Raw genomic sequence first — 21,662 nt, 5'->3', positions numbered from 1 at the left:
TGATTTCAATTTTATCTGTACAGCGTAAAGTGTCCAACAAACTCACGCCCCGATCCATCATTAAGTTTTACGATATACCAGTAGTCTCCAGAAGGCATTGGTTTGGAATTGTACTCTCCATTCCATTCACCTGTTGGGCCCAAAATCTGAATTTTCCTTCCATATCTATCAAAAATGTAAGTTTCAATATCTGGAAACAATTCAGTATTTTTTGGACTCCAATAATCATTTTGTCCATCATTGTTCGGAGTGAAGAAGTCTGGAATTGATATATCCACTAAATTCATCGTGGTATTTTGCATAACCTCACATCCGTTACTATCCACCACTCGAACCGAGAAAGTCCCACTTCGATCAATGGTATAGGTATTGGAAGCGGTTCCTTCATTATTGTCAAAATAATAGGTGTAAGGCGTTGCTCCGCCAGTGACATTTGCGGTTATTTGATTCACATATTCACTTGCTAGCGTTAACTCTAATTGCTCAAAGTTTTCAACTTCAAAAGGAACTTCTGCCATACAACCATTATTATGCATTATGGATAGCGTGTGTTCCCCAGAAGTGATATTTCCAAAGTTGGGACTTAGGACAAAATCATTGGGGTCCGTGGAATCCAGAGCATAGAGTACATCATTGCTGATGGAGGGGTCGAATAAGGTAACCGCAATAGTATTTGATGGAAGATTTGAATCGCACAAATACATCACTTCAACCGAAGCACCAAGGTTTGGCCCTCCAGATTGGATTCCAAAGCTGGTAGTGGTTTGGCAACCCGTGTCATCAATTACGGTCATTTCATAATTGCCAGGAGCCAAATCGTCAATATCAAACGAATTTGTATGAAAAACCATAGGCTCACCATTGTTCAACTGAACTGTAACGGGCAAAACTGCATCCTCAATAGCTACGGAAACAGAACCATTATTATTTTCCCAACAGCTTTCATGCTGAACATTTGTGGTTACATTGAATCCAATATTTATGTCTGCGTCGAAGGTGAAGGTTGCGGAATCCGCGGAGCATCCGTCGCCGTTGGTCGCTGTGATGACATAGTCGTCCCCGTCGTTGCCGTTGGAGATGGCGCCCCCTGCGCCCACGGTTAGCCCAGCGGGGCTGGATGTATAGGTCAGGTTCGCGTCATAGTTGTCCACGATGTTGGTGGCTGCCGCGGAGCAGCTCTCGGGCGTCACGGTAATGGTGGGCACGCCGGGTGATGGGTTTATGGTCAAAACCATTTCATCAGTTGTTGTACAGTTATCTATGCTAGTGGCAGAAAGTCTGAGAGTGACGTTTCCAGTACTAATGTCGTTGGTTCCTGGTTGATATACTGCGTTGAGTATTGATGAATCAACGAAACTTCCATCACCAGTAGTGGTCCATTGTAGGGTATCGTACCCTGATGCGGTGGCTTCTGAAAGGGTATAATCTTCATTACTGCATACCTGTGCATCGTTTCCAGCGAAAGTTTCTGGGGCTGTACGATATGTGATTTCAACTGTATCGGAAGTTTGGCAATCATTGGGACCTGTGGCGGTCAGGGTGAGTGTAACGACATTGCCAATGTCGGATGCAGCTGGTTGGTATACTGCATTCAATAGGGTGTTATTTACAAAGCTCCCATTTCCATTGTGACTCCATTCCAAAGTATTATAACCAGATGCAGTTGCATCTGATGCAATAAAATCAGTTTCTCCACAGACTTTAGAGTGTTCTCCAGCATCTACAACGGGAGATGTGTATATGGTGATTGTTTGTTTTACGTTAATGGAATTACCTGCAGCATCGGTTACTTGATAGGTTCGTATAATGGTTTCGGGATTGGAAAGGTTGTCAGAGGTATCATCGATCCATGTTACCGTAGGGATACCGCAATTATCATTTTCATCATCCACTACCGTAGGGTCTGGGTCTGGTGCTGTATTGCAGACGGTAATTGGGTCTGGGTCGGATGCGGTAGGGGGTGTGTTATCGCCATAACCAATGGTAAATACTTCTCGATGATTAAAGGTTACATTTTCGAAATAGGCGTTTTTGCCTGCATCGATGCTTGTGGCTGGTATCTCGGTAATGGTGCCCGTTGTAAAATCACCATCGGTGTCGGTATCTATCAATAATTTGATGCCACAATTGCCATTGTCCAAAATATCGGAGCCTGAAAGGTCCACGCGAACACTTACTCCTGATATGGGCGTTACCCCTCCAAGTTGATTGCTTTGTACCCTCCATTCTCTTTCTATTCTGGATGTGATACCCACCGGGTCTGTTGGGAGTTCTGTGGCTATTTCGTTTATACTGCCGTTGTCGTTGGCCCAAAGGAGGTAGTTGTAATTATAAGTTGGCCATCCGGGAATGGTTGGTCTGCTGTCTGGATCTACATTGTCTTCACTAAAATCTGTGTTTGTGGAAATAGTGACAATGGCATCTGCATTTTCACTTTTGGAGATACGCTGATCTAATGTATAGCGAAGTTTTATTCCGCCATTTACGGCATCGTTGTCATTGAACCGGTCAGCACCAATTCCTGCTATATCATGTTTGTAAGTGGTTTCGGCTTCCCAAATAATATCTCCATTAGCGGCTAGGTACCTGTAGGTGTCGTTACCTACAATGCTTCCCAATTGGGGACCATTATACAGGGTAATACCGTATTTTATGGCCAGATAGCTTTCGACTCTTCGGATATAGTTGCTGGGTAGGGATTCATCAGCCAATAGCACTTCTGCAATATCACCGCTAAGGTTACGGTTGGGGTCATTGCTGTTGAAGTGCATCCCCAATCTGTTAAAAATTGAAAGACTTAAGTCTGCGGAGTTATCAAGCCTATTTTGAGAAATGTCGAGAATGCCATTTACATAAGTGGTCAAAGCCTCCTCTTCAAAGTTGATAACTTCTCGTTTAAAAACACCTATGGTTGGTTGTGCCAAAAGGTCAACATTTCCACTTTGGAAATAATCACTTCCCGGGGCTGACCATGTACGACCTACGGAGAAACGATTCCCATCTGCAATGCCCAATGATAAATTTGTGGTGGAACTATGATATGTGTCCATATCGCCACCAAATAGAAGGCGTTGGGTCTCTGCTGAATTTCCTGCTCCTTCTGCTTTGAATACAATGAATACAGTGATATTATCCCTGGAATTGGAGCGAAAATGCAAGGCTTGGCCATTGCCACTGCCATCAAACCGAACTACGGGGTTAAAGTTGATATTGTCTGTACTGTTTCTGCGAAGAACGGGCAATCCAGGAATGGAACCTGCTGGGTCGAGGTAATTTGGAGAACCAAAAGGATAATCAAAACCATCGGGATAAGGGAGTGGATAATCAGCTGGGGCGGGATGTTGAACAGCATCTTGCGGGGTAAACGTGACCAGATCGTACCAGGTGGAAACAGGAGTCCCATCTGCTGGTGGCAATGGGTAAGGATCCCAAAAAAAATTATTGCCGGGAGCTGCATTAATGGCTCTTCCCGCTTTAAACCATGTATCTACTTGATTTTGGCCATAGGTATTACTGTTTGAAAGGAACAGACAAAGTACAATTATGCACTGGAGTGTATATTTCAGCAAATCACCAAAAAGCACACTAGGTCCTTTTTTGGCTGATTTCTGTTGGAAAAAGAAATGGAGTAGAAGTTTCGTCATAACAAGTAGGTTTTAAAGATTTCTTGATGGGGCCAGTTCAAGAAATAGATTTGGTAAGTATAAAATAAGGCACTTTATACATACACAGGGTCAACCAATTAACCTATGTAGGGTTCCAATTGATGAAAGGCGCAAATGAGTTTACGGATGAAGAGTTGCCCTTATATAGAAATAGTCAATTTTGTAAGTATTGTCTTGTTATTATTAAGAATGATTGAACTCTGAAAGAATGCAGAAAACGATAAGTTGATAAAAAAAGGCCGCCAATTTTTTTATTGGCGGCCCAACCATCTCTGTTAGTGAAGAACCAAAGAGTTACACCAAACCTAGTTCTTACATTGATTTAAAAATATGGGCAGGATGGTTATTTTATCAGATTTATTTCTACTCTTCTGTTTTGCTTTCTTCCAATTTTTGTTCCATTGGAGGCGATTGGTTTTTCTTCACCATACCCAATGGCTGTTAATCTATTGCCTGAGATTCCCTCGTTGATCAAGAAATCCCTTACCGAATTGGCCCTGGCTTCCGATAGTTTTTGGTTGCTTTCTTTGCTTCCAACACTATCGGTATGTCCTTCCACGGTAAATTTGGCATTGGGGTATTCGTTCAGAATTTGGATGATATCTACCATCACAGTAACCGATTCTGGTTTGATCGTTGCTTTTCCGGTATCAAAAAGGATGGTCTTGGCATAATCATTCAACTGTTTTTGAACTTCTTGGGTAACTTCTGGGCAGCCATTGTTGCTCACTGGACCTGCTACTTTAGGGCAGTCATCATCCATATCGGCCAATGTATCACCGTCAGAATCTGGGCACCCTTTAAGTTCTGGGCTACCTGGGTCGTTAGGACAGCGGTCGTCTTGGTCTATGATTCCGTCCCCATCTGTATCGGGGCAACCATTGAATTCTTCAAGTCCCGCTGTGTTCGGACATTTGTCATCCTTGTCCAGAATACCATCTCCATCGGTGTCGGGCCATGGGCATCCATTGTTTTCTTGTGGTCCAACTTCATTGGGGCAGTCATCGTCTTTGTCCAAAAGGCCATCACCATCAGTATCTGGCCAAGGACAGCCCGTATTTTCTATGGGGCCAGGGGTTTCTGGGCAACGGTCCATATCATTTTTAAGCCCATCTCCATCCTTATCGCGTAATTTGCTTTGATATATTGGAACCTTGAGTCCGGCATAGACATCCAAGGATTTGGTCTGGCCAAAAATAGATGTTAGGATAGACCCCGATCCCAGATAGAAAGGACCAGCCCTGAGACCAGCACCCCAGCGAAAACCGATTTCCTGCATCAAACTTATTGGAGAGTAGATGCTCAGCCAAGCAGTTTCCAGTCTAGGGGTCAATGAAACTTGGTTTTGGATATGATGGGTGTTGAGCTTGTTCTCTCCCCTTAGTGAAATATCGGAGTTTAGGTTCAAATAGAACTTTGAATAGATGTTCCAGTCCACATTGGCATGCAAAGCGGTGGGCAACCCTGTTTTGGATGATTCTTGCAAACCACCTATTACATCAAAATTGTTTTTCAGGGCATCTTCTAGGTCATCGCCTTCAAAATTATCAATACTCTGTACTTTGTTCAGGTCATAGGTTTGCTGTTCTCCTCCTTTGTTGTTTATGCTTCCAATGTCTGTGATAGATGCACCAAATTTTAGTTTGTATTTATTGATGCCCCTGTTGGATATTTTATTTCCATTGAGGTCTACCAACTTTTGGTTTTCATGGTCGGGCCTCCACTCATATACAAATCCAATATCTGCACCAAGGCCCGTGGACTGTCCAAAACTGAATGCATCTCCCAGGCTGTCATCGCCTCCCACATCATAACCGTGGGTAAGGGTTCCATTTGTTGCTACTTCTTCTGTGGCAGCATTGTAGTCGACAGTTACTTCGGAACCATTAAGATAGGCATGGTGTATGCCAGACAAATATTTAAGGGTAAGACCTCCTTTTAGGAAATGTTCGTCCTTGTCCATCAATATCCTTGCATAGGTGGCACCTATTTCTGTCCAAAGGGTGAGCTCTCCGGACAGGTCTCCTTCATTGATGGAAAAATCCTCATTTTCATCAAAACCTCCTTCTTTGTCAATGGTAGAACCATCTATATCGTCAACATTGGCAAAAATGCGGGCTCTTGTATAAAGGGCCACAGAATGTTTTTCGGAAAGACTGAGCATGGCCGATGGTCCAAGAATATCCAAGTTGGCCGCTATAAAGTTGTTGCTTTTTGGAGTTGTTTTGGCATCGTCAAAGGTTTTGTCTATGTCATTGAATGCATCTCCCAAAGTAGCACTTAAATAATTGTTACCAAAAAAGGCACTTACACCTATTAGGTTGATGTCCAGCTTTAATCTGGAATCTGCAATATTGGCCGGGTTGGAAAGGACACCGTGCACTCCATTGTAATTGTCTGTGAGCAAACCTTCGTAAGATTGTGCTCTGAGCATGTAAACTGAAAATAAAAGTAAAATGCTCAAAAGGATTTTTTTTGAATGCATGTTTTAAAATTTTAGTCCCCAAAACAAGGGCAAGGGTTATTAATTATTTTGATTAATAGACCCCAAAGAGAATATAAAAAGAGGTATTGTAGCGGGTACAATGCACGAAAGGCCCTTTTGAATTGACGGATGGGGGAGTTGGGTTTATCTGGAATTTAATTTGAAGGAATATTCCCCAGAAAAATGGATGGAAAAAACACAGGTGTTGGAAAATAAAAAACCATTACAACCAAGGAACTGATCTAGTTCCTTGGCGTAACGGAAACCTCAACTAAACTAAACACTTTTATGACCAACAGTCGTCAAAAGTGAATTGCTATATGTGCATGCGTTAAAAATTGATCTTGCTTTTTCAATTGGCTTTAACGCTTGATTGCAGAACAAACATAAGAGCAAAAAATGGAATTAAGGTAGCTCGTTTTATGAATGCCCCGTTTCAACTAATGGATGCCCGTTTTCAATTGGTGGATGCAAAAATGAGACATAAAAAAAGCAGCCCAAAGGACTGCTGTTTTATTTAAATGATATACGGTTTTATTCAGAGATTTCCTCTACCGATGCACTTGGTGCGTTTTTTTTAACGGAAGAAATGCCATTTTCCATGGCAGATTCACTGGAATACATTTCGCTATTCCCAATAACTTGACCGTTGGAAGCTTTCAGGTTAAAGAATGGGCTTCCATCCTTTGCGGTGTTTCGCTCAAAATTCCCATCGTCTTGTGAATGAGTTCTTACTGATTCGATGCCATTTTCGCAGGCAGACTTGGAGGAGTACCCTTGACTGCTTAAAATAACCTGGCCGTTTCCAGCTTTTAAATTAAACCGGTACTTACCAGCTTTATCCGTTTTAATCTCAAATTTTCCCATATTCTTTATGTTTTAAGTAATAAATCTAGATAATATATTAAAAATTGACCAATAAAAGCGAGAGAAATTGTCAATAAAATAAGCTTTTACTCTTTTTGAAAGGTGAATGGGAATGGTGCCATGTTTTTGGGATAAAAAAAGGAGGCCGATCGGCCTCCTTTTGAATTATGTAAGTTTATGCTTTACACCCTGATTTGACCGTCTCCAAATACATAGTATTTGTTGGTGACCAATTGTTTTAGACCCAATGGACCACGGTGGTGTAATTTATCTGTACTAATGGCAAGCTCTGCGCCCACGCCCATTTGACCACCATCGGTAAATCGGGTGGAGGCGTTTTGGTACACTGCTGCACAGTCCACATTTTCCATAAAGGTTTTTGCCACACCATTGTTTTCTGTCATGATGGAGGCAGAGTGCCCGCCAGAGTTTTTGTTGATTTTCTCTACGGCTTCATCAATATTGTTGACGGCACCGATAACACACTTCATGGCCAAAAACTCTTCTTGCCAAACGGAAGGGTCCGGAATTACTTCTTCATCCTTCAATACTTTTTTGACTTGATCATCTACCAAGATGGATACGTTGTTGGCGGTAAGGACTTGCTGCAATTCCTTGAGCTTGTCCTCATAACCATCAATTTGGGTATCCATCAAAACTTTGTCCAATGCGTTACAGGCAGAGATTTTATGGGTTTTCGCGTTCAAGATTACTTTTAGGCTCTTTTCCCAATCGGCATCTTTGTGCACGTAAAGAAAATTGTTTCCTCTACCGCTTATCAAAACGGCGCATTTGGCGTGTTCCTTTACAAAGGCGATCAAGCGCTCACCACCACGGGGAACAATAAGGTCCAAGTCTTGGTCTGGATTCCTTAAAAATTCCTGAGTTTGTGTCCTGTCCATTTCCAAGAACTGGATAAAATCCTCCGGTAATCCGTTTTCGGACAAGGCTTGGTGCCAAAACTTTACAAGGGCCTTATTGCTATGGTAGGCTTCTTTACCACCTTTCAACAATATTTTGTTGTTGGCCTTGAAAGCTAGTACGGCGGCCTCGACGGTTACATCCGGACGTGATTCGTAAATAATCATTATAGTGCCGAAAGGGGCTGTACGGTTGATGATTTTTAAACCGTTGTCCAACTCTCTTGTGGAGATTTCCTTGTTAACAGGGTCCTCCTGCAAACGAACCTCTTTTACGGCCTGGATCATTTGGTCTACCTTCTTTTGGTCTACAACCAAACGATCGTACAATGCTTGATCGTTGCGGTTAAATGCGTCAAGATCCTTTTTGTTGGCTTGGAGCAATTCTTCTCGGTTTTGATCGAGAATACGCTCCATATCTTGTAATACTTTATTTTTTAAATCTGTTTTTAATAACTTCATTACTCTGGTTTTGAAACTTCTGTTCCTACGTTTTTTCCGTCTATAACATCTAGGATTACGTTATCCCGCTTACCGTTAACAATGTAGGATGGAATGTTATCGGCAGCTGCTTTTTGTGCGTAGCTCAATTTTGAACCCATACCGCCGCGGCCTTCACCTTCTTGTTTGTTGCCCTCTTCAATATATTTATCTAGGTCTTCTTTGGGCTCAACTTTATCGATTACCTTGGAATCCGCCTTTTCAGGGTGTCCATCATACAGGCCGTCAATATCCGTCATCAGGATTAATTTATCGGCCCTCATTAATTGTGCAAGCAAGGTGGCCAGCTCGTCGTTGTCCGAAAACATGGACATGGATACGGAAACGGCATCATCCTCATTGGCTATCGGGATTACTCCTTCGGAAAGGAGCCCTTCAAGACAATTGATCATGTTGTCGCGGTGCACCCCAGGGTTAAAATCCCTTTTAGTGGGAAGTACCTGGGCACATTTCATACCGTAATCGTTAAAGATGTTGTAATAATGTCTCATCATTCTGGGTTGCCCAATGGCAGAATAAACTTGCCTACGTTGGGTTTTGTCCTTGATCTTTGCTTTTCCCAGCACCTCCTTACCGGCAATTACCGATCCGGAGGAGACCAAAATGGTCATGATGTCTCGTTCGTACAGTTCTGCAATTTGTTGCACCAAATTGTTTAGCACAGGTCTTACTATTCTGTTGTCTTTGTTGGTCATCACATTTGTGCCTACTTTGATGACCACTAGTTCTTTATACATGGTTTAGTATTCTTCGCCCAGTTCCACAGCTCTGCCAAATGCTGCGAAGGCGGCTTCTTTGATTAATTCGTTTACATTGTTGTCTTCCATGGAGTCCAAGGCGGCCCTGGTTGTTCCTCCTTTGGAGGCTACCATTTCCATCCAGGTGTCTGGATTGAGGTTGTTTTGGTTGAACAACTCTACCGCACCGGTAAAGGTTTGGCTCACCAATACTTTGGATACATTTTCGGAGAATCCCATTTGTAGGGCGGCTTCCATCATACTTTGCATAAAGTAAAAAACGTATGCCGGCCCACTTCCGGAAATTCCGGTGGAGGCATCAATGAATTTCTCGTTTTTAACCCGAAGTGATTTTCCCGTAGTGTCCAATAGGCTTTCTACCATGAACAATTCCAGTCGTGATACTTCATCTGCGGAAACATAGCTGGTTAGCCCTTTCCCAACCTGTGCCGGCAAATTGGGCATGGCCCTTACCACTTTTTTTATTCCTAAAGCTTCTTGAATGTAGTTTATGGTGACCCCCGCCATAATGGAAATGAACAATTGTTCCGGGTTTACCAATTTTTTCATGCGTTGGAAGAGTTCTTCGGCATGGTAGGGTTTTACTGCCAAAAAGATAATGTCTGCCTGTGGAACACAATCTTCGATTTTGTCAATGGCATCGAAATAGGCAATTTTTCCTACTTCTTCCAATTTTTCTTTTGACTTGTCCAGCACCATAATGTTGCGTTTCTTCAACAATTTGGATTTAGACATACCTGTGGCATAGGTAAGCCCCATGTTACCTGCGCCAATAACCAATACTTTCATTTGTTTTATTAAAGGGTTATTAAATTATAATGGTGTTATGCTAATACATTACATTCTTCACAATCTTTGACCTCACCATAGTAAGTTTCACGGTATTTGTGCAAAGTGCGAACGGGAAGCCCTATAATGTACTGTTTAATATACGTAACCTGGGTGGTAAGTTCCCCCATTTTAACGCTATAACGTTTTTCATATTTGGTTTCCCTTTTAATTCTTGAAAGTCTCATTTTATTGTTATTGATACTAGAGTTTTTATGTTTATTGGTCTTCCTGTTCGTTCAGGAATTGTTCCTTGTATTGTGCCTTTTTTAATGTTTTACGGCGTTCTACTGATTTTTTAGTGTATTCTTGACGGCTTCGTATTTGGTCCAAACGCTTGGTGTTCCTATATTTTCTTTTGTAGCGTTTTAGAGCCCTTTCAATACTTTCGCCTGGCTTAACTTCTATTTTTAGCATATAATGATTTATCTGTTCAATCTCATTTCTAAATGGGTTGCATTGAACCCTTTTTCTTCGAAAAATTTTTTGTTCGGATATTGGTTTTCACCGGTAATGTGAATGGCAACGTCCCCTTTGCAATATTGGAGCGTATAGTCCAATAGTTTCTGTTCGATGTCGTTACCCCTATGATCTCTGTGTATTACAAAGAATACAAGAAAGTTTTCGGGGATATAGTCTCCCATACCGGTCTTGTTCACAACAGCTAAACCTAGAATTTCATTTTTCTCTTCCATGGCAAAAACATATCCGCCCAATCCGGGAATATCTTTGGTGGAATACTGAATAGCTTTTCTAATGGCTTTTTTCTCTGCCTTTTTTCCCTCTTGATGGTCAAAAAGGAAGTTGGCAAACCGATTTGCTTCCATGGTAGAAAGTCTAGTATAGGCATCGTAGGTTTTGATTACCATGCTTTTGTTTTGAACGATAATGGATTTGGTTTTTTGTTAAAGGTTACGACTAGGGCTGATGGAAAATGGCGGAAATCTTTTTCCGTATTTCCATTATAATGGGGTCAACTTCCCGGGTTAAGGGAAGGTAATTATAGCGTAGGCGGTATAAACTTATCTGGCTGGTTTCTAAATACCAGATAATTAAAACTTAGGATCCTGCAATTTTTTCTCTCGTGGAGCTTGACGTTCATCAGGGCAAAGATAAGAAACATAGCCCTTAAATCCCAATAATACTGGGGTTTATGTTTTTTGTAACGTTTATTCCAAGGTTTTGGACATAAATTAAAGTGGTGGTTAGGTCGATTATTGTAAGGATTACTTAAAGGTCGTGTATTTAATGTTAATTGTTCTTAAAAGTCAACTTTTCAATGGAGCATAACAACTATAGATTTGGCCAAAATATTGAATGTTTTCCATTGCTTCCAAGAATACTGGTGTAGAACGTCATCAGAAAAAGGGTGTTGAAATACTTCCAATCAACAAGCCTTAACCTTACCCTATTAATTCGGTTGGAGGCAGTAACGGTATGGGTGGAGTTATAAAGATTGGCTGCTTTTTAATAGGATGTCGCCAAATGCAGTCTTTCCAATGTAACTGTTTTTAACTTATAGGTTGCTTTACTCTCTTATAGAACATCAAAACCAAGAAACTTATCAAAAAAACAAAACATACTGCCCCGATAATTGTTTGTGATAGAGAGAGGGAGTGGTGATAGTATCTGCTCAATCCGTAACCTGTGATACTGCCGTAGAGGACAATGGAGTGGACAACATAGATGGCCAGGGTATGCCGACCGATATCGAGTACGATTTTGTGGTTCAAAAAGTTTCTCAAGAGCATAAATGTTGCAAAAACCAACAGAACCACACCCAACCGGGCAAAAAGATAGCTTTCCCCAAGTGCGTTTTTAAAAAATTGGAGATCGGTAAGGTTTTCAAGGTCCCTTATGAATTCATAGGATTGGAAAATAAGTAGAGTGCCAACTGCGAGGGTAGCCAATAATGCTTTCCTATAAAACCCCTGTTTGTTGAGATTGTAATGGAAGAATCCGGAAATGCAGGCACCCGCCGTTGCAAAACCAAACCAGGGCACTATGGTAAAAACTGAACCGTTCGCCCGGGTAAAATAATTTGAGACCCCATCGGGCAAGAAACTATATTCCCATTGGCCAAAGGTGGCACTGGACAAGAAAAGTAGAATGGTAATGGAACCCAGCAGAATTTGAAAAACATAGGCTTTGAACCGATAGGAAATCAAATAAAGAACGATGATCAGTATAATGGAGAGCCCCAAGCATTGGAGTACGTGGACAATATCAAAGTTCGCATTGATGGAACCTTCCCACAATCGCCCAAACCGGATTTGCAATATATAGCCGATAACAATGAGGAAGCTGCCCCTTTTTATTCCTTTTTTTACTCGGGGATTTGACCATCCCATCCCATATTTCTTGAGAAGTAAATAGGTGAATATAAATCCTGATACGGTAAAGAACACAGGAGCTGTCACACCTCTTAGGTAACTCCAAACAAAAAAGAGTGAACTTCCTTCCTCTCGATGGGCATCTGCCAACAACGAGGACACAAAATGCCCCTGTAGCATCATCAATATGGCCCACGCACGTAACGCATCTATAAAGTATAGCCGTTCGGTGCTTAATTGATCATGTGATGGTGCTGTTATTTCATTTTTCAAGTGTAAAGCCTGCTTTTATAGGTTTGAAAAAGGATTATTCACTATTTGAAGTACGAAATTATTGTGCCATTGGACGCTCGACCGCAATATTAATATTGGTACTTGATTTAGATGGTAAACTTAAAGGAAGTAACCCTATAATCGTATTATGTGTCCATTTAAATTATCCCGCACATAAGGCATAGGGTTACCAGCTCCACGCTATTTTTGCACTGGGTCTTTTTGAGCATGTTCCTTCTATGTGTACGGACAGTGAGAAAAGCTATCTTCAATTCCTCTGCAATTTCCGCATCGTTTAGGCCTTTGGCCAAAAGCTCGGCTATTTCCCTTTCCCTTTTGGTGAGGGATTTAGCTATTGCATTACGTACCTCCTTTCCCATACTGGGATCAAAAACACCTTTGTTTGCATAAACGTTCAAGTAATTTTTTCCCCATCAATGCTGAAATAGGACACTGTATCATTGTGTTGAACGCCAAGGTGGGTAATATCGGTATGTATGCCCAGTTGATGCTGTGTTGTACCGTCTTCGGAAAGTGACAAGGGGGAAACCTGTATCATCATATCACGTTTTTCACCTCGATGGTTTCTATAGGGATAGGTGTACACATATTTATAATATAAACGCTCCTCCTCGGTTAGGAAACGATTAAAAAAATCGCTGATGGCCGCTTCCTTTTGGGCAATGGTGGGAATAACCTCGGGCAAGGCCATGTCCAACAACAGGTCCATAGTGGTTTTCCCGGGATCTACACCCAACAAATCCACTACTCCGGGGGAAACATATTCCAACTCAAAGGTAAATGTGTTGGCAATGTAGAAATAGAACTGGCCTGGCGTAAAAAGTGAGGCCATGCGCACCAAGTTTGTTGGGATTTTAAACCGAGAAGGCTTTTTTATGCGGTCTTTATATCCCTTTTTCCAAGCCTGGAATACAGGAACAAGGTTTGGGTCCATGTGCTTAAGTTGTTAGGTCGGTTCAGCGATTAAATTAGGGATTTATGTTAAAATTACCTAAAATGCGGTATTTACATGGGGCTTTTTATGAGGTAGCTTTGGAGTGAATAGGCATTTGGTCCGGGCATCAGCTTTTTTTGTCCCATTGCTTAATTTAAATGGTATGTTCAAAACACTTCCAGTCTTCATTTTTGTAATTTCTACCTTTTCGTTGACGGCACAGAACAGTTTTCCATGCACGGAATGTGAAGGGATTTCCGCAATGCCCAATATTAAAATTGACTGTGACGATATAAGGGGGTCCCTTGCCGGTTATGAAAATATGGAACGGATAATCGAATGTTTGGAGTGCAGATGTGAGAAAGCGGCAGAGAAGGAAAAAAGACAAGCTGAGATTGAGGCCATGTATGACCAAAAGAACGTTTTGGACGATAAGGCCCAGAAAGTATGGGAAGAAGGACATCGGGCCAGCAACAAATTAACGGACAACAATCCAAATTTTGAAGCGGACAGACAAGCGGCCATTGACAAATTGGAGGCGTTCATAACCTATAAACGACAAGCTATTGGTGTCCAAAAAGATATCAATCAACGTTTTGGGGGAAATGCAAGCACTAAATATGCAGAAGACGACATTATAAGTGCACAAAACACCATTGCGCGCCTGCAGAACAAGAAAAAGAAAAAGACTTTGGTTCTGTCCGGCATGGATGCAGGGGCAATTTCCGATAATTATAAAAATCCCTCTACGCTTAATAATGATACGGCTTTAAAAGCAGGGAATAACCCGTCCGTTTCCACAGCTACTTCAGATTATGCCCGTCAAGGTGCCAGTCAAAACCAAGTCTACCAGAAAAAAATGGAGAAAAGGCGCCAGCAAATCGCCACAATGCGACAAAGACTGGCCGAACAGCAACGCCAATCGCAAAATTTACAAAATGCCGCCGATCAGACGATGGGCCAATGGGCCCAACAAATGCAAAATGGCGGAACCAATTATATAGAGGGAGTACAGCCACTGGCGGAAGAGTTTGCCAGACAGGGGAATGTGGAAGGTGCAGTCGGTGCCGTAGTAGTAGGTACAGCTGCATCTATAATTGCCGATCTCTCGCAAAGAAAAAAACAAAGGGAAGCCGAGGAACGAGCCGAAGCAGAACGGCAACGTCGCTTAAAATTGCAACGGGAAAGGGAACAACGGTATCGGGAAGAACAGGAGCGATTAAGACGCGAAGCATTTAAAATGGTCATCGATCAGCGCAAAAATATCCTGCATGCCTTCAGCGAAAGCTTGCCGCTCCCTTTGTCTAGCAGCAAGCTACAAACCGACCGAATCTATTACTTCTTTTATGCCACGGATTCCAGTACCATGAACAAGAAAAACACCACTGTTTATGTTTCCAATGTCTTTGAAATAGCACAATACGACAATGGCACTTGGCCTTATCAGCGAAGAGTGGATAAGGAAATTGCTGCACTGGCCCCATATACACCTACCATGCAAGGGTATTACCTCACTTTGGACGACGCCAAAACCATGCGCAACGAATTTGTAAATAGTTTTAAGTCCATCGAGGGCGTTAGTATAAAAGAAGTGGAATATAAGGGAAAACCCAAAAGTGGGATAAAATCCAATAATGACTCCAGCCCATTGGGCATACCTTTGGGGACACTCAAAAAAGAGCACAAAAATGTTATGGATAAACCGAATCCCAAAACCACAGGAGGGCTGGGAGTTCCAATAAAGAACAATTGATAAGTAAACCAATGAAAAAATGTATCCTCTTATTATCGCTGTTATTGACCATTGGCATGCAAGGGCAAGATGCCGTTACATTGCTCAAATTTGAAGAAGCCGAAAAGGCTTTTAACTCGGGCGATTACAGGGCTGCTATAGAGAAACTTGCAGAAGTTGAAGCAGGGATAGGAGTTACCTCAAAGACACTCTACCTAAAAATCATGGCACAAAACCAGTTGTTGGGTGCAGAAAACAAAGTATTTACAGATCCATCAACAACGCTTGACTTTACATTGTTGCGCAGTTTGTTGGAAAATACCCAGACCTATATAAATGCCATGAAAGAACAAGGGCTTGACGATAGGTTTAGGGAAGTGCACAATATTCACGAAAAGCTTAAAGCCTACCCCAAAACCGAAGCAGAATTAAAAAACATATACACAAAACCCTTTGTAGAAACAATTGATAAATATTATGCAAGCATTGGTAGTCAAGAAGATATTGCCAGCGTAGGGACAATGGTTGTCGAAGAAAATCAAGAAAATGATTTTAACAGCCAGTATGTAGAAAATTATAGTAGTACCATCATCACAAAAAAAGCGATAGGGAAATATTCCCTAAATATAGAAGGCCCGCATGGAAGCAAAACCGTATTCAATAAAGAAAAGGGCGTTTACAAAGGTATTTTATTTACTTCAAATTTTGAACATACCAAAAAGCTCTACGATAAATTGACTTCAAATAGCTTATCGTTGGTTTCTGTATTGCCCTTTAATATGGATGATATCCAATCCTTAAAGATCAGACAGGGCAGTTTTAGTGGTGAAGAAGCCACTATTGTTAACCAACAGCAAGAAGTTAACAGTACTAATTATAGTGTCAATTACTATTTTAGTAATACATCGGGTAGGCTCATTGGCACCGTTACAAGTTTAAAAGGCGGTGTGGTTACAATAATCCGATTTACAGATTTCCGTGAAGTTAAAGGGTTGACTTTCCCTTTTAAAAGGATAACAAAAACCCATCAATTATCTGAACATGGCAAAGAAGGATATAACTATGAAGAAGGGTTGGGAGATGAAAAGTTGGCCCTTTTGATGGAACAGGACAACTACATGTCGAGTATTATAAATACAACCACCCGGTTAAAAATAAACGAACCCATACCCGAAAGTGTTTTTGAATAAAAAATGATTATGAAGAAAACCATATTTCTCCTACTATTATTTATGGCGTTTGGTTCCCAAGCCCAAGATGCCGTTACATTGCTCAAATTTGAAGAAGCCGAAAAGGCCTTTAACTCGGGTGATTTTAAAACGGTATTGGAAAAGTTGGACGAAGTGGAGGCCATGGCGCAACCCACATCAAAGACCCTTTATTTAAGAATTGCATCACTAAACCATCTGTTTGATGGGGACAAACTTTTCAACAATCCGGAACAATACGAGCTTTTGGAAGGACTTAGGAACCATGTAAACACCTATTTGGAGGCAATGGCCAATTACGAACTTGATGATAGGTTCAGGGAAGTGTACCAAATTGGGGAAAACCTCAAAAAATATCCCAAGGACAGAGCAGCCTGGGAGAAATGGAACCAAGAGGAAGACAACAGAAGAAACCCCAAGGAGTATTACCCCAGTGGCACATTAAAGTCGATAACCAAAACAAAAGAAGGTTCCAATACCGTTAATTGGCAGGCCTATTATGAAAACGGCCAACTAAAGGAAGAGGGAGAAAAGGTAGGGGAGAAAAAAGTGGGTCCATGGAAACATTACCACGAAAATGGACAACTGGCCGCCCAAGGAACCTACTGGGATGGAGGAAAAATCACTGGTAAAATAGGAAAATGGTACTATTATTATGATAATGGAACAACAAAAGAAGCAGTCAATTATAGATCGGTTTCCTATACGGATGGTACGGTACGGTCGCATTTATGGGGCCAATATTTAAGCTGGTATAAAAATGGACAATTAAAGGAGGAGGGCACTTTTGAAAAGGAGATTGAGACTTTATTCGGAACTGGGTACAATGAGGGCAATAACAGGAAAGTAGGTAAATGGAGTGAATATTATGAGAATGGTCAATTGAAAACATATCAAGAATACGATAAATATGGTCTCCATGCTGGCCTTTATAAAAGTTACTTCGAAGATGGAGTTGTGAAAACTTCGGGACAATATGGAGGCTACAATGGTAGTATGCCAGTTGGAGAATGGAAAACCTATTATGAAAACGGCAACCTAAAATCATTAAAAGCGTACAGTAAAGATGGGTATAAAGCCAAATGGGAACTGTATTACCCAAACGGAACAATTAAAGAATCCGGCAGATATAATTATAAGGATAATAAGGAAGGTAATTGGGAAGCCTATCATCCCAACGGTCAACTTAAAGAGGAAGGAAAGTATAAATATGGTAATAAACATGGTAAGTGGAGCTATTATGACCAAAATGGGAACTTGATAAAGGAAGAAAGATTATAGAAAAATGGTAAGTCAATATCGTTTATTTAGCCAAAAAAAACACTAGCCAATAGTTTTTTTGGCAAAGCTCCTAATGAAATTATGAGGAAAAAGGAGTTTTTTGCTTCAAAAATTCTGGATGAATGTGGTAAGGTCCTCCGATGGGTGGAGTTTTAATTTTTTTTTCAAGCGACTTCTCAATACCCTTAAACTCTCTTTTTTAATGATCATGATATTGGCCACTTCGGAGGATGTCATCCCTAGTTTTATAAAGGCCAAGTGCTTTATGTCCTTTTTTGATAGATTGGGGTACCTCTCCAAAATCTTACCGTAAAAATCAGGATGCATCTTTTTAAAATGAATCATAAAATCTTCCCAGTTTTCATCTAAGTTCAATGTTTCTTGAATATAGGTCAAAACACTCTTTAGTTCCTTTCGTTTACTGGGTTCCAATTCCAAAATTTTATGCTCGATTTTTTCGATGATGGCTTTTTTCTTTTCCAGCAGTACAGAAGATAATAAGAGATTCTGCTGAATAACCTCCCTTTCCTTTTTCTCTATCTCGGCAATTTTTCGGTCTTGGATGTTCCTGGTACAGCTCAATACCAACACCACCTTGTTCTTTTTGTCAAATATGGGCTTGGTATATCCCTCAAACCATTGGTAACCATTATGCTTTGTTTTAAATTTTAATTCCAGTTTATCGGGAACAGAGGTTACACCATTGGTGGAGCTCGAAATATTCTTTAGTAGTATGGAATGATGGTCTGTATGGACAAAATCATACGGAACCTTTCCCCTAAGATTTTCAGAAGTGTACCCCATGATTTCCTCGGTAGAAGGGCTTGCATATAGGTAACGGCCATCCACCGGATGGTGCAAACAAATTACATCAATGGTATTTTCTGCAATCAGTTTGAGTTTATCGAGCTTTTGTTCCGTCAGTAACCTGGCAAGAGCTTCCCCATCAAGATTTTCATCTTCATCAAGTAGCTTAAGAAGATTTTCTGTTTCTTCCCCTCTGGTTTGCATTTCATTTGCTTTGTTCACCTACAAGCAAGTTAGTTTTTTAGATACTTCTGAGCAGTTGTTTTTATTAAGAAATGGAAAACAACGGTCATTACTTATAAAAAGAGTGAATCAATAGGGCGAAGATAAGTAAAGCCCATAAAAATCGTTACGGTTTTTGATCGGCAAAATGGGGGACCATCAGAAAGTAGGTTTAAAACCAGCCCATTACAATTCGATTATATTAAGCTCAAATATTTTTTTGAGGGTGTTAACGGTTTGTTAACGCTATGCGCGGTTAGCATTTGTTCGGAGCTGTCCAATGGGCTAATTTCGATTTCCCATAATGGAAACTCTTCTGAAGAGCATTCCATACAAGGTGAGGTTTTAGGAAGGAGCAGCACGTTCTATGTTCGTTCATTAAGGAGAAAAAGACCCCGCGTAGGAGCCTTACTTATTTTGAGGCAATTCTTTTGGGAAGCAACCTACCGACATGTAGTACAAGCACTGAATCTTTATAATCCAAAGTTCCGCGGACAAGTAGAAGAAATCGTCTTACAAAACAATTCAAATGCAGTGAAAAACATCATTCCAATATCATTTTTAGCCTTGATCCTCGCTTTAGTTCCATTTTTGGGGTGCAATAATGTTCATGGATCAAAATCCTATCAATATCGAAATGGCCAAATTTCATCCACACGGGACATTTATTCAGATAGCATCCTTAAATATGTAAAGTACAACTATCCAACTTTGGCGTTGATGCATGCCAATGTTGTAGATGGAACCGGTACGGTCTTAAAGGAAGATCAAACCATTGTAATTAAACACGGTTTGTTCGAAGCCATTGGCGGGCATACCGAAATTGAAGTTCCAAGGAATGCAAAAATCCTAGATCTTAAAGGAAAGACCATTATTCCTGGTATTGTGGGAATGCACAACCATTTACATATCCCGGGATTCCCCAATGTGGGTAACATGGCGGCCAAATTATATTTGGCCTCAGGGGTCACAACCATTCAAACCTGCGGTGCGGCTTTACCCTACAAGGAATTGGAGTTGTCCAAGGAAATAGAAAAAGGAAACCAAATAGGTCCCGACATAATTCCAAGCGCGCCGTTTATTACAGGAAAAGATGGCAATCCCAATATGGTAATTCCAAGAGATGACAAACACTTGAAGGATACTGTTCAGCATTGGATCGACCAAGGAGTAACTTGGTTTAAAGTGTACCGTAATACAACACCAAAAGACTTAAAAACAATTATTGATGTCGCTCATGGCAGCAAGGCCAAAGTGCGAGGACATTTATGTGCCACAACCTTTGAAGAAGCCGCTCAATTGGGCATTGATGGTATTGAACACGGTCTGAACAGTACCAGCGATTTTAGGATGAACAAAGAGTATGGTATCTGTGGTGGTGGTCGAGAGTATATGGATGAACTTATTGTTGAAAGCCCTAAAGTAAAAGCCTTGCAGCAGTTGATGATCGATAAAGAGGTGTTTTTAACCTCTACGCTGTCCATTTATGAGGCCAGTATCCCCAATAGGGCTTATGCAGATAAAAGAACATTAAAGACCATGTCCCCTTTTTTATTGAACCAATATGAAGAACGTAGGGAAAACTTGGATAAAAATATAAAAGATACCACCAGAAACAACAGGTTAAAACGAATCATGCAGTTTGAATACCAGTACTTTAAAATGGGCGGTTTGTTGTGCAGTGGCGTTGATGCCGGTAGGCACGTACTACCTGGTTTCGGTGACCAACGAAATTACGAATTGCTTATTGAGGCTGGATTTTCCACGCCAGAAGCCGTTCAGATAATGACGGGCAACGGAGCCAAAGCATTGCAACGTTTCGATATCGGGACCATTCAGGAAGGCAAAAGGGCCAATTTTGTCATCTTAAATGGAAACTTGGAAAAAGACCCTGCTATTATTGAAAAGGTCGAGACTGTTTTTAAAAATGGCATTGGCTATGATTCCCATTCAATTTTGGAAACCATAGAAGGACAATTTGCAAAAGAATAAACAACCCTAAAAACCAAAACAATGACCGAAACCAATTCAAAACCAGTAAGTAAGACAAAGACCGTGGTTGTTTTTATAGCGACCATCATTTTGGGATACCTTCTTTTTATAATCCCAGATGTATTTTTTGGGGTCACCAAATTAAATGGAGGTAAAATCGGCATCAACTTGCTTTATATAGCCCTTTTTCAATTGATATCGGTTGCGGCCCTGCTCTATGCCTCTCTCAAAATCCTAAAGAAAAAATTCAGCGATATTGGCCTTAGGTTCGAAAATTTGGGAACCGACATGCTTCTGGGCCTTCTGTTTGGTGGTCTGTGGACCATTCTTCAATTTGTCTTCATCATTCCCAACACAGGTGGGATAAACCGCCCGGACATTTATGGCATGTCGGAAATGTATGATGGCACTCTGGTCGGAACCCTATCTTTTGTGGCTTTGGGCGTGATCGGTGGCGGAATCACCGAAGAACTTTTTAACCGGGGATATTTCATCAATGTGCTTAAGGAAACCTTCAAGAACCCAAAAACGGGGCTATGGTTTTCAGCAATTCTATCCATTCTGATTTTTGCGTTGGGGCACATGCCCGTCAGTGCATTGGATTGGTTCGATATTTTGGTGCCCACGATACTATACACAGTATTGTTTATTTGGACCAAACGCCTTACGGCTTCCATAGTGGCCCATGGTATCTATAATATGTCGGCCATTATTTTAACGTATTATATGTATTTTGTTTAGGAATCAATGTCAACAAATTGATGGAGAACATGACCATCACAAAGCTGTGAGTTTCAAGGAATCACTAACCGACCCAATTTATGTGCAGGAGGAC

Annotated in this window: 18 protein-coding genes; 5 read left to right on the top strand and 13 right to left on the bottom strand. The window is 41.1% G+C overall.

The window, feature by feature from the left end:
* Positions 1-11: 11 nt before the first annotated feature.
* The 12 genes from AC13CS_RS13530 to AC13CS_RS13475 all read right to left on the bottom strand — a co-directional run bounded on the left by AC13CS_RS13530 (position 12) and on the right by AC13CS_RS13475 (position 13,585).
* The gene (locus AC13CS_RS13530; RefSeq protein WP_293166938.1) at positions 12-3,644 is read right to left on the bottom strand and encodes a DUF8202 domain-containing protein; all 3,633 of its coding nucleotides are present in this window, start codon (positions 3,642-3,644) and stop codon (positions 12-14) included.
* 364 nt (positions 3,645-4,008) lie between these two features.
* Positions 4,009-6,150, bottom strand: a complete 2,142-nt coding sequence (locus AC13CS_RS13525; RefSeq protein WP_293166940.1) for a DUF5723 family protein — start codon at positions 6,148-6,150, stop codon at positions 4,009-4,011.
* A gap of 534 nt (positions 6,151-6,684) precedes the next feature.
* Entirely contained in the window at positions 6,685-7,017 is a 333-nt protein-coding gene (locus AC13CS_RS13520; protein WP_293166942.1) for a YegP family protein, read from the bottom strand.
* A gap of 182 nt (positions 7,018-7,199) precedes the next feature.
* The gene (locus tag AC13CS_RS13515; RefSeq protein ID WP_293166944.1) at positions 7,200-8,399 is read right to left on the bottom strand and encodes a glutamate-5-semialdehyde dehydrogenase; all 1,200 of its coding nucleotides are present in this window, start codon (positions 8,397-8,399) and stop codon (positions 7,200-7,202) included.
* Positions 8,399-9,175: a glutamate 5-kinase gene (gene proB, locus AC13CS_RS13510; RefSeq protein ID WP_014033013.1), complete on the bottom strand. Its 777-nt coding sequence runs from the start codon at positions 9,173-9,175 to the stop codon at positions 8,399-8,401. Before proB ends, AC13CS_RS13515 begins: the two co-directional genes overlap by 1 nt.
* Before the next feature lie 3 nt (positions 9,176-9,178).
* Positions 9,179-9,985 (bottom strand): pyrroline-5-carboxylate reductase, encoded by an 807-nt coding sequence (proC, locus tag AC13CS_RS13505; RefSeq protein WP_014033014.1) that lies wholly within the window; start codon positions 9,983-9,985, stop codon positions 9,179-9,181.
* Positions 9,986-10,020: 35 nt separating this feature from the next.
* Complete coding sequence (locus tag AC13CS_RS13500) at positions 10,021-10,212, bottom strand: hypothetical protein (protein ID WP_293166948.1); 192 nt, start codon at positions 10,210-10,212, stop codon at positions 10,021-10,023.
* A 31-nt stretch (positions 10,213-10,243) separates the two neighbouring features.
* On the bottom strand, positions 10,244-10,441 hold the full coding sequence (gene rpsU / locus AC13CS_RS13495) for a 30S ribosomal protein S21 (protein ID WP_014033016.1): 198 nt from the start codon (positions 10,439-10,441) through the stop codon (positions 10,244-10,246).
* Between the two features lie 8 nt (positions 10,442-10,449).
* Positions 10,450-10,893 (bottom strand): GNAT family N-acetyltransferase, encoded by a 444-nt coding sequence (locus AC13CS_RS13490; RefSeq protein ID WP_293166952.1) that lies wholly within the window; start codon positions 10,891-10,893, stop codon positions 10,450-10,452.
* A 642-nt stretch (positions 10,894-11,535) separates the two neighbouring features.
* Entirely contained in the window at positions 11,536-12,630 is a 1,095-nt protein-coding gene (locus tag AC13CS_RS13485) for an acyltransferase family protein (RefSeq protein ID WP_293166955.1), read from the bottom strand.
* A gap of 158 nt (positions 12,631-12,788) precedes the next feature.
* Positions 12,789-13,049, bottom strand: coding sequence for a LuxR C-terminal-related transcriptional regulator (locus tag AC13CS_RS13480; RefSeq protein WP_293166957.1), 261 nt, complete (start codon positions 13,047-13,049; stop codon positions 12,789-12,791).
* The gene (locus AC13CS_RS13475; RefSeq protein ID WP_293166959.1) at positions 13,046-13,585 is read right to left on the bottom strand and encodes a hypothetical protein; all 540 of its coding nucleotides are present in this window, start codon (positions 13,583-13,585) and stop codon (positions 13,046-13,048) included. The genes AC13CS_RS13480 and AC13CS_RS13475 overlap by 4 nt, the downstream gene beginning before the upstream one ends.
* 163 nt (positions 13,586-13,748) lie before the next feature.
* Here AC13CS_RS13475 and AC13CS_RS13470 point away from each other — a divergent pair, with 163 nt between their 5' ends.
* The 3 genes from AC13CS_RS13470 to AC13CS_RS13460 are packed head-to-tail and all read left to right on the top strand — an operon-like array spanning position 13,749 to position 17,806.
* Positions 13,749-15,338, top strand: a complete 1,590-nt coding sequence (locus AC13CS_RS13470; protein WP_293166961.1) for a GumC domain-containing protein — start codon at positions 13,749-13,751, stop codon at positions 15,336-15,338.
* 11 nt (positions 15,339-15,349) lie between these two features.
* On the top strand, positions 15,350-16,507 hold the full coding sequence (locus tag AC13CS_RS13465; protein WP_293166963.1) for a hypothetical protein: 1,158 nt from the start codon (positions 15,350-15,352) through the stop codon (positions 16,505-16,507).
* 9 nt (positions 16,508-16,516) lie between these two features.
* Positions 16,517-17,806, top strand: coding sequence for a toxin-antitoxin system YwqK family antitoxin (locus tag AC13CS_RS13460; RefSeq protein ID WP_293166965.1), 1,290 nt, complete (start codon positions 16,517-16,519; stop codon positions 17,804-17,806).
* Between the two features lie 105 nt (positions 17,807-17,911).
* Here the strand turns inward: AC13CS_RS13460 and AC13CS_RS13455 are convergent, their stop codons facing one another.
* A complete protein-coding gene (locus AC13CS_RS13455) occupies positions 17,912-18,835 on the bottom strand; it encodes a PAS domain S-box protein (RefSeq protein ID WP_293166967.1) in 924 nt (307 codons plus the stop codon).
* Positions 18,836-19,369: 534 nt separating this feature from the next.
* Between AC13CS_RS13455 and AC13CS_RS13450 the strand changes: the two genes are divergently transcribed.
* The gene (locus tag AC13CS_RS13450) at positions 19,370-20,827 is read left to right on the top strand and encodes an amidohydrolase family protein (RefSeq protein ID WP_293166969.1); all 1,458 of its coding nucleotides are present in this window, start codon (positions 19,370-19,372) and stop codon (positions 20,825-20,827) included.
* 21 nt (positions 20,828-20,848) lie between these two features.
* Positions 20,849-21,568, top strand: a complete 720-nt coding sequence (locus AC13CS_RS13445; RefSeq protein ID WP_293166971.1) for a type II CAAX endopeptidase family protein — start codon at positions 20,849-20,851, stop codon at positions 21,566-21,568.
* Positions 21,569-21,662 lie beyond the last annotated feature (94 nt).

Source organism: Flagellimonas sp. B-3, from assembly GCF_056857835.1.
Note: the sequence above shows the minus strand (reverse complement) of the source record. Positions and strands in the feature narration are given on the sequence as shown.

Coding starts and splice junctions, on each gene's coding strand:
- AC13CS_RS13530 (WP_293166938.1), bottom strand. CDS start 3,644: ATGACGAAACTTCTACTCCATTTCTTTTTCCAACAGAAATCAGCCAAA.
- AC13CS_RS13525 (WP_293166940.1), bottom strand. CDS start 6,150: ATGCATTCAAAAAAAATCCTTTTGAGCATTTTACTTTTATTTTCAGTT.
- AC13CS_RS13520 (WP_293166942.1), bottom strand. CDS start 7,017: ATGGGAAAATTTGAGATTAAAACGGATAAAGCTGGTAAGTACCGGTTT.
- AC13CS_RS13515 (WP_293166944.1), bottom strand. CDS start 8,399: ATGAAGTTATTAAAAACAGATTTAAAAAATAAAGTATTACAAGATATG.
- proB (WP_014033013.1), bottom strand. CDS start 9,175: ATGTATAAAGAACTAGTGGTCATCAAAGTAGGCACAAATGTGATGACC.
- proC (WP_014033014.1), bottom strand. CDS start 9,985: ATGAAAGTATTGGTTATTGGCGCAGGTAACATGGGGCTTACCTATGCC.
- AC13CS_RS13500 (WP_293166948.1), bottom strand. CDS start 10,212: ATGAGACTTTCAAGAATTAAAAGGGAAACCAAATATGAAAAACGTTAT.
- rpsU (WP_014033016.1), bottom strand. CDS start 10,441: ATGCTAAAAATAGAAGTTAAGCCAGGCGAAAGTATTGAAAGGGCTCTA.
- AC13CS_RS13490 (WP_293166952.1), bottom strand. CDS start 10,893: ATGGTAATCAAAACCTACGATGCCTATACTAGACTTTCTACCATGGAA.
- AC13CS_RS13475 (WP_293166959.1), bottom strand. CDS start 13,585: ATGGACCCAAACCTTGTTCCTGTATTCCAGGCTTGGAAAAAGGGATAT.
- AC13CS_RS13470 (WP_293166961.1), top strand. CDS start 13,749: ATGTTCAAAACACTTCCAGTCTTCATTTTTGTAATTTCTACCTTTTCG.
- AC13CS_RS13465 (WP_293166963.1), top strand. CDS start 15,350: ATGAAAAAATGTATCCTCTTATTATCGCTGTTATTGACCATTGGCATG.
- AC13CS_RS13460 (WP_293166965.1), top strand. CDS start 16,517: ATGAAGAAAACCATATTTCTCCTACTATTATTTATGGCGTTTGGTTCC.
- AC13CS_RS13445 (WP_293166971.1), top strand. CDS start 20,849: ATGACCGAAACCAATTCAAAACCAGTAAGTAAGACAAAGACCGTGGTT.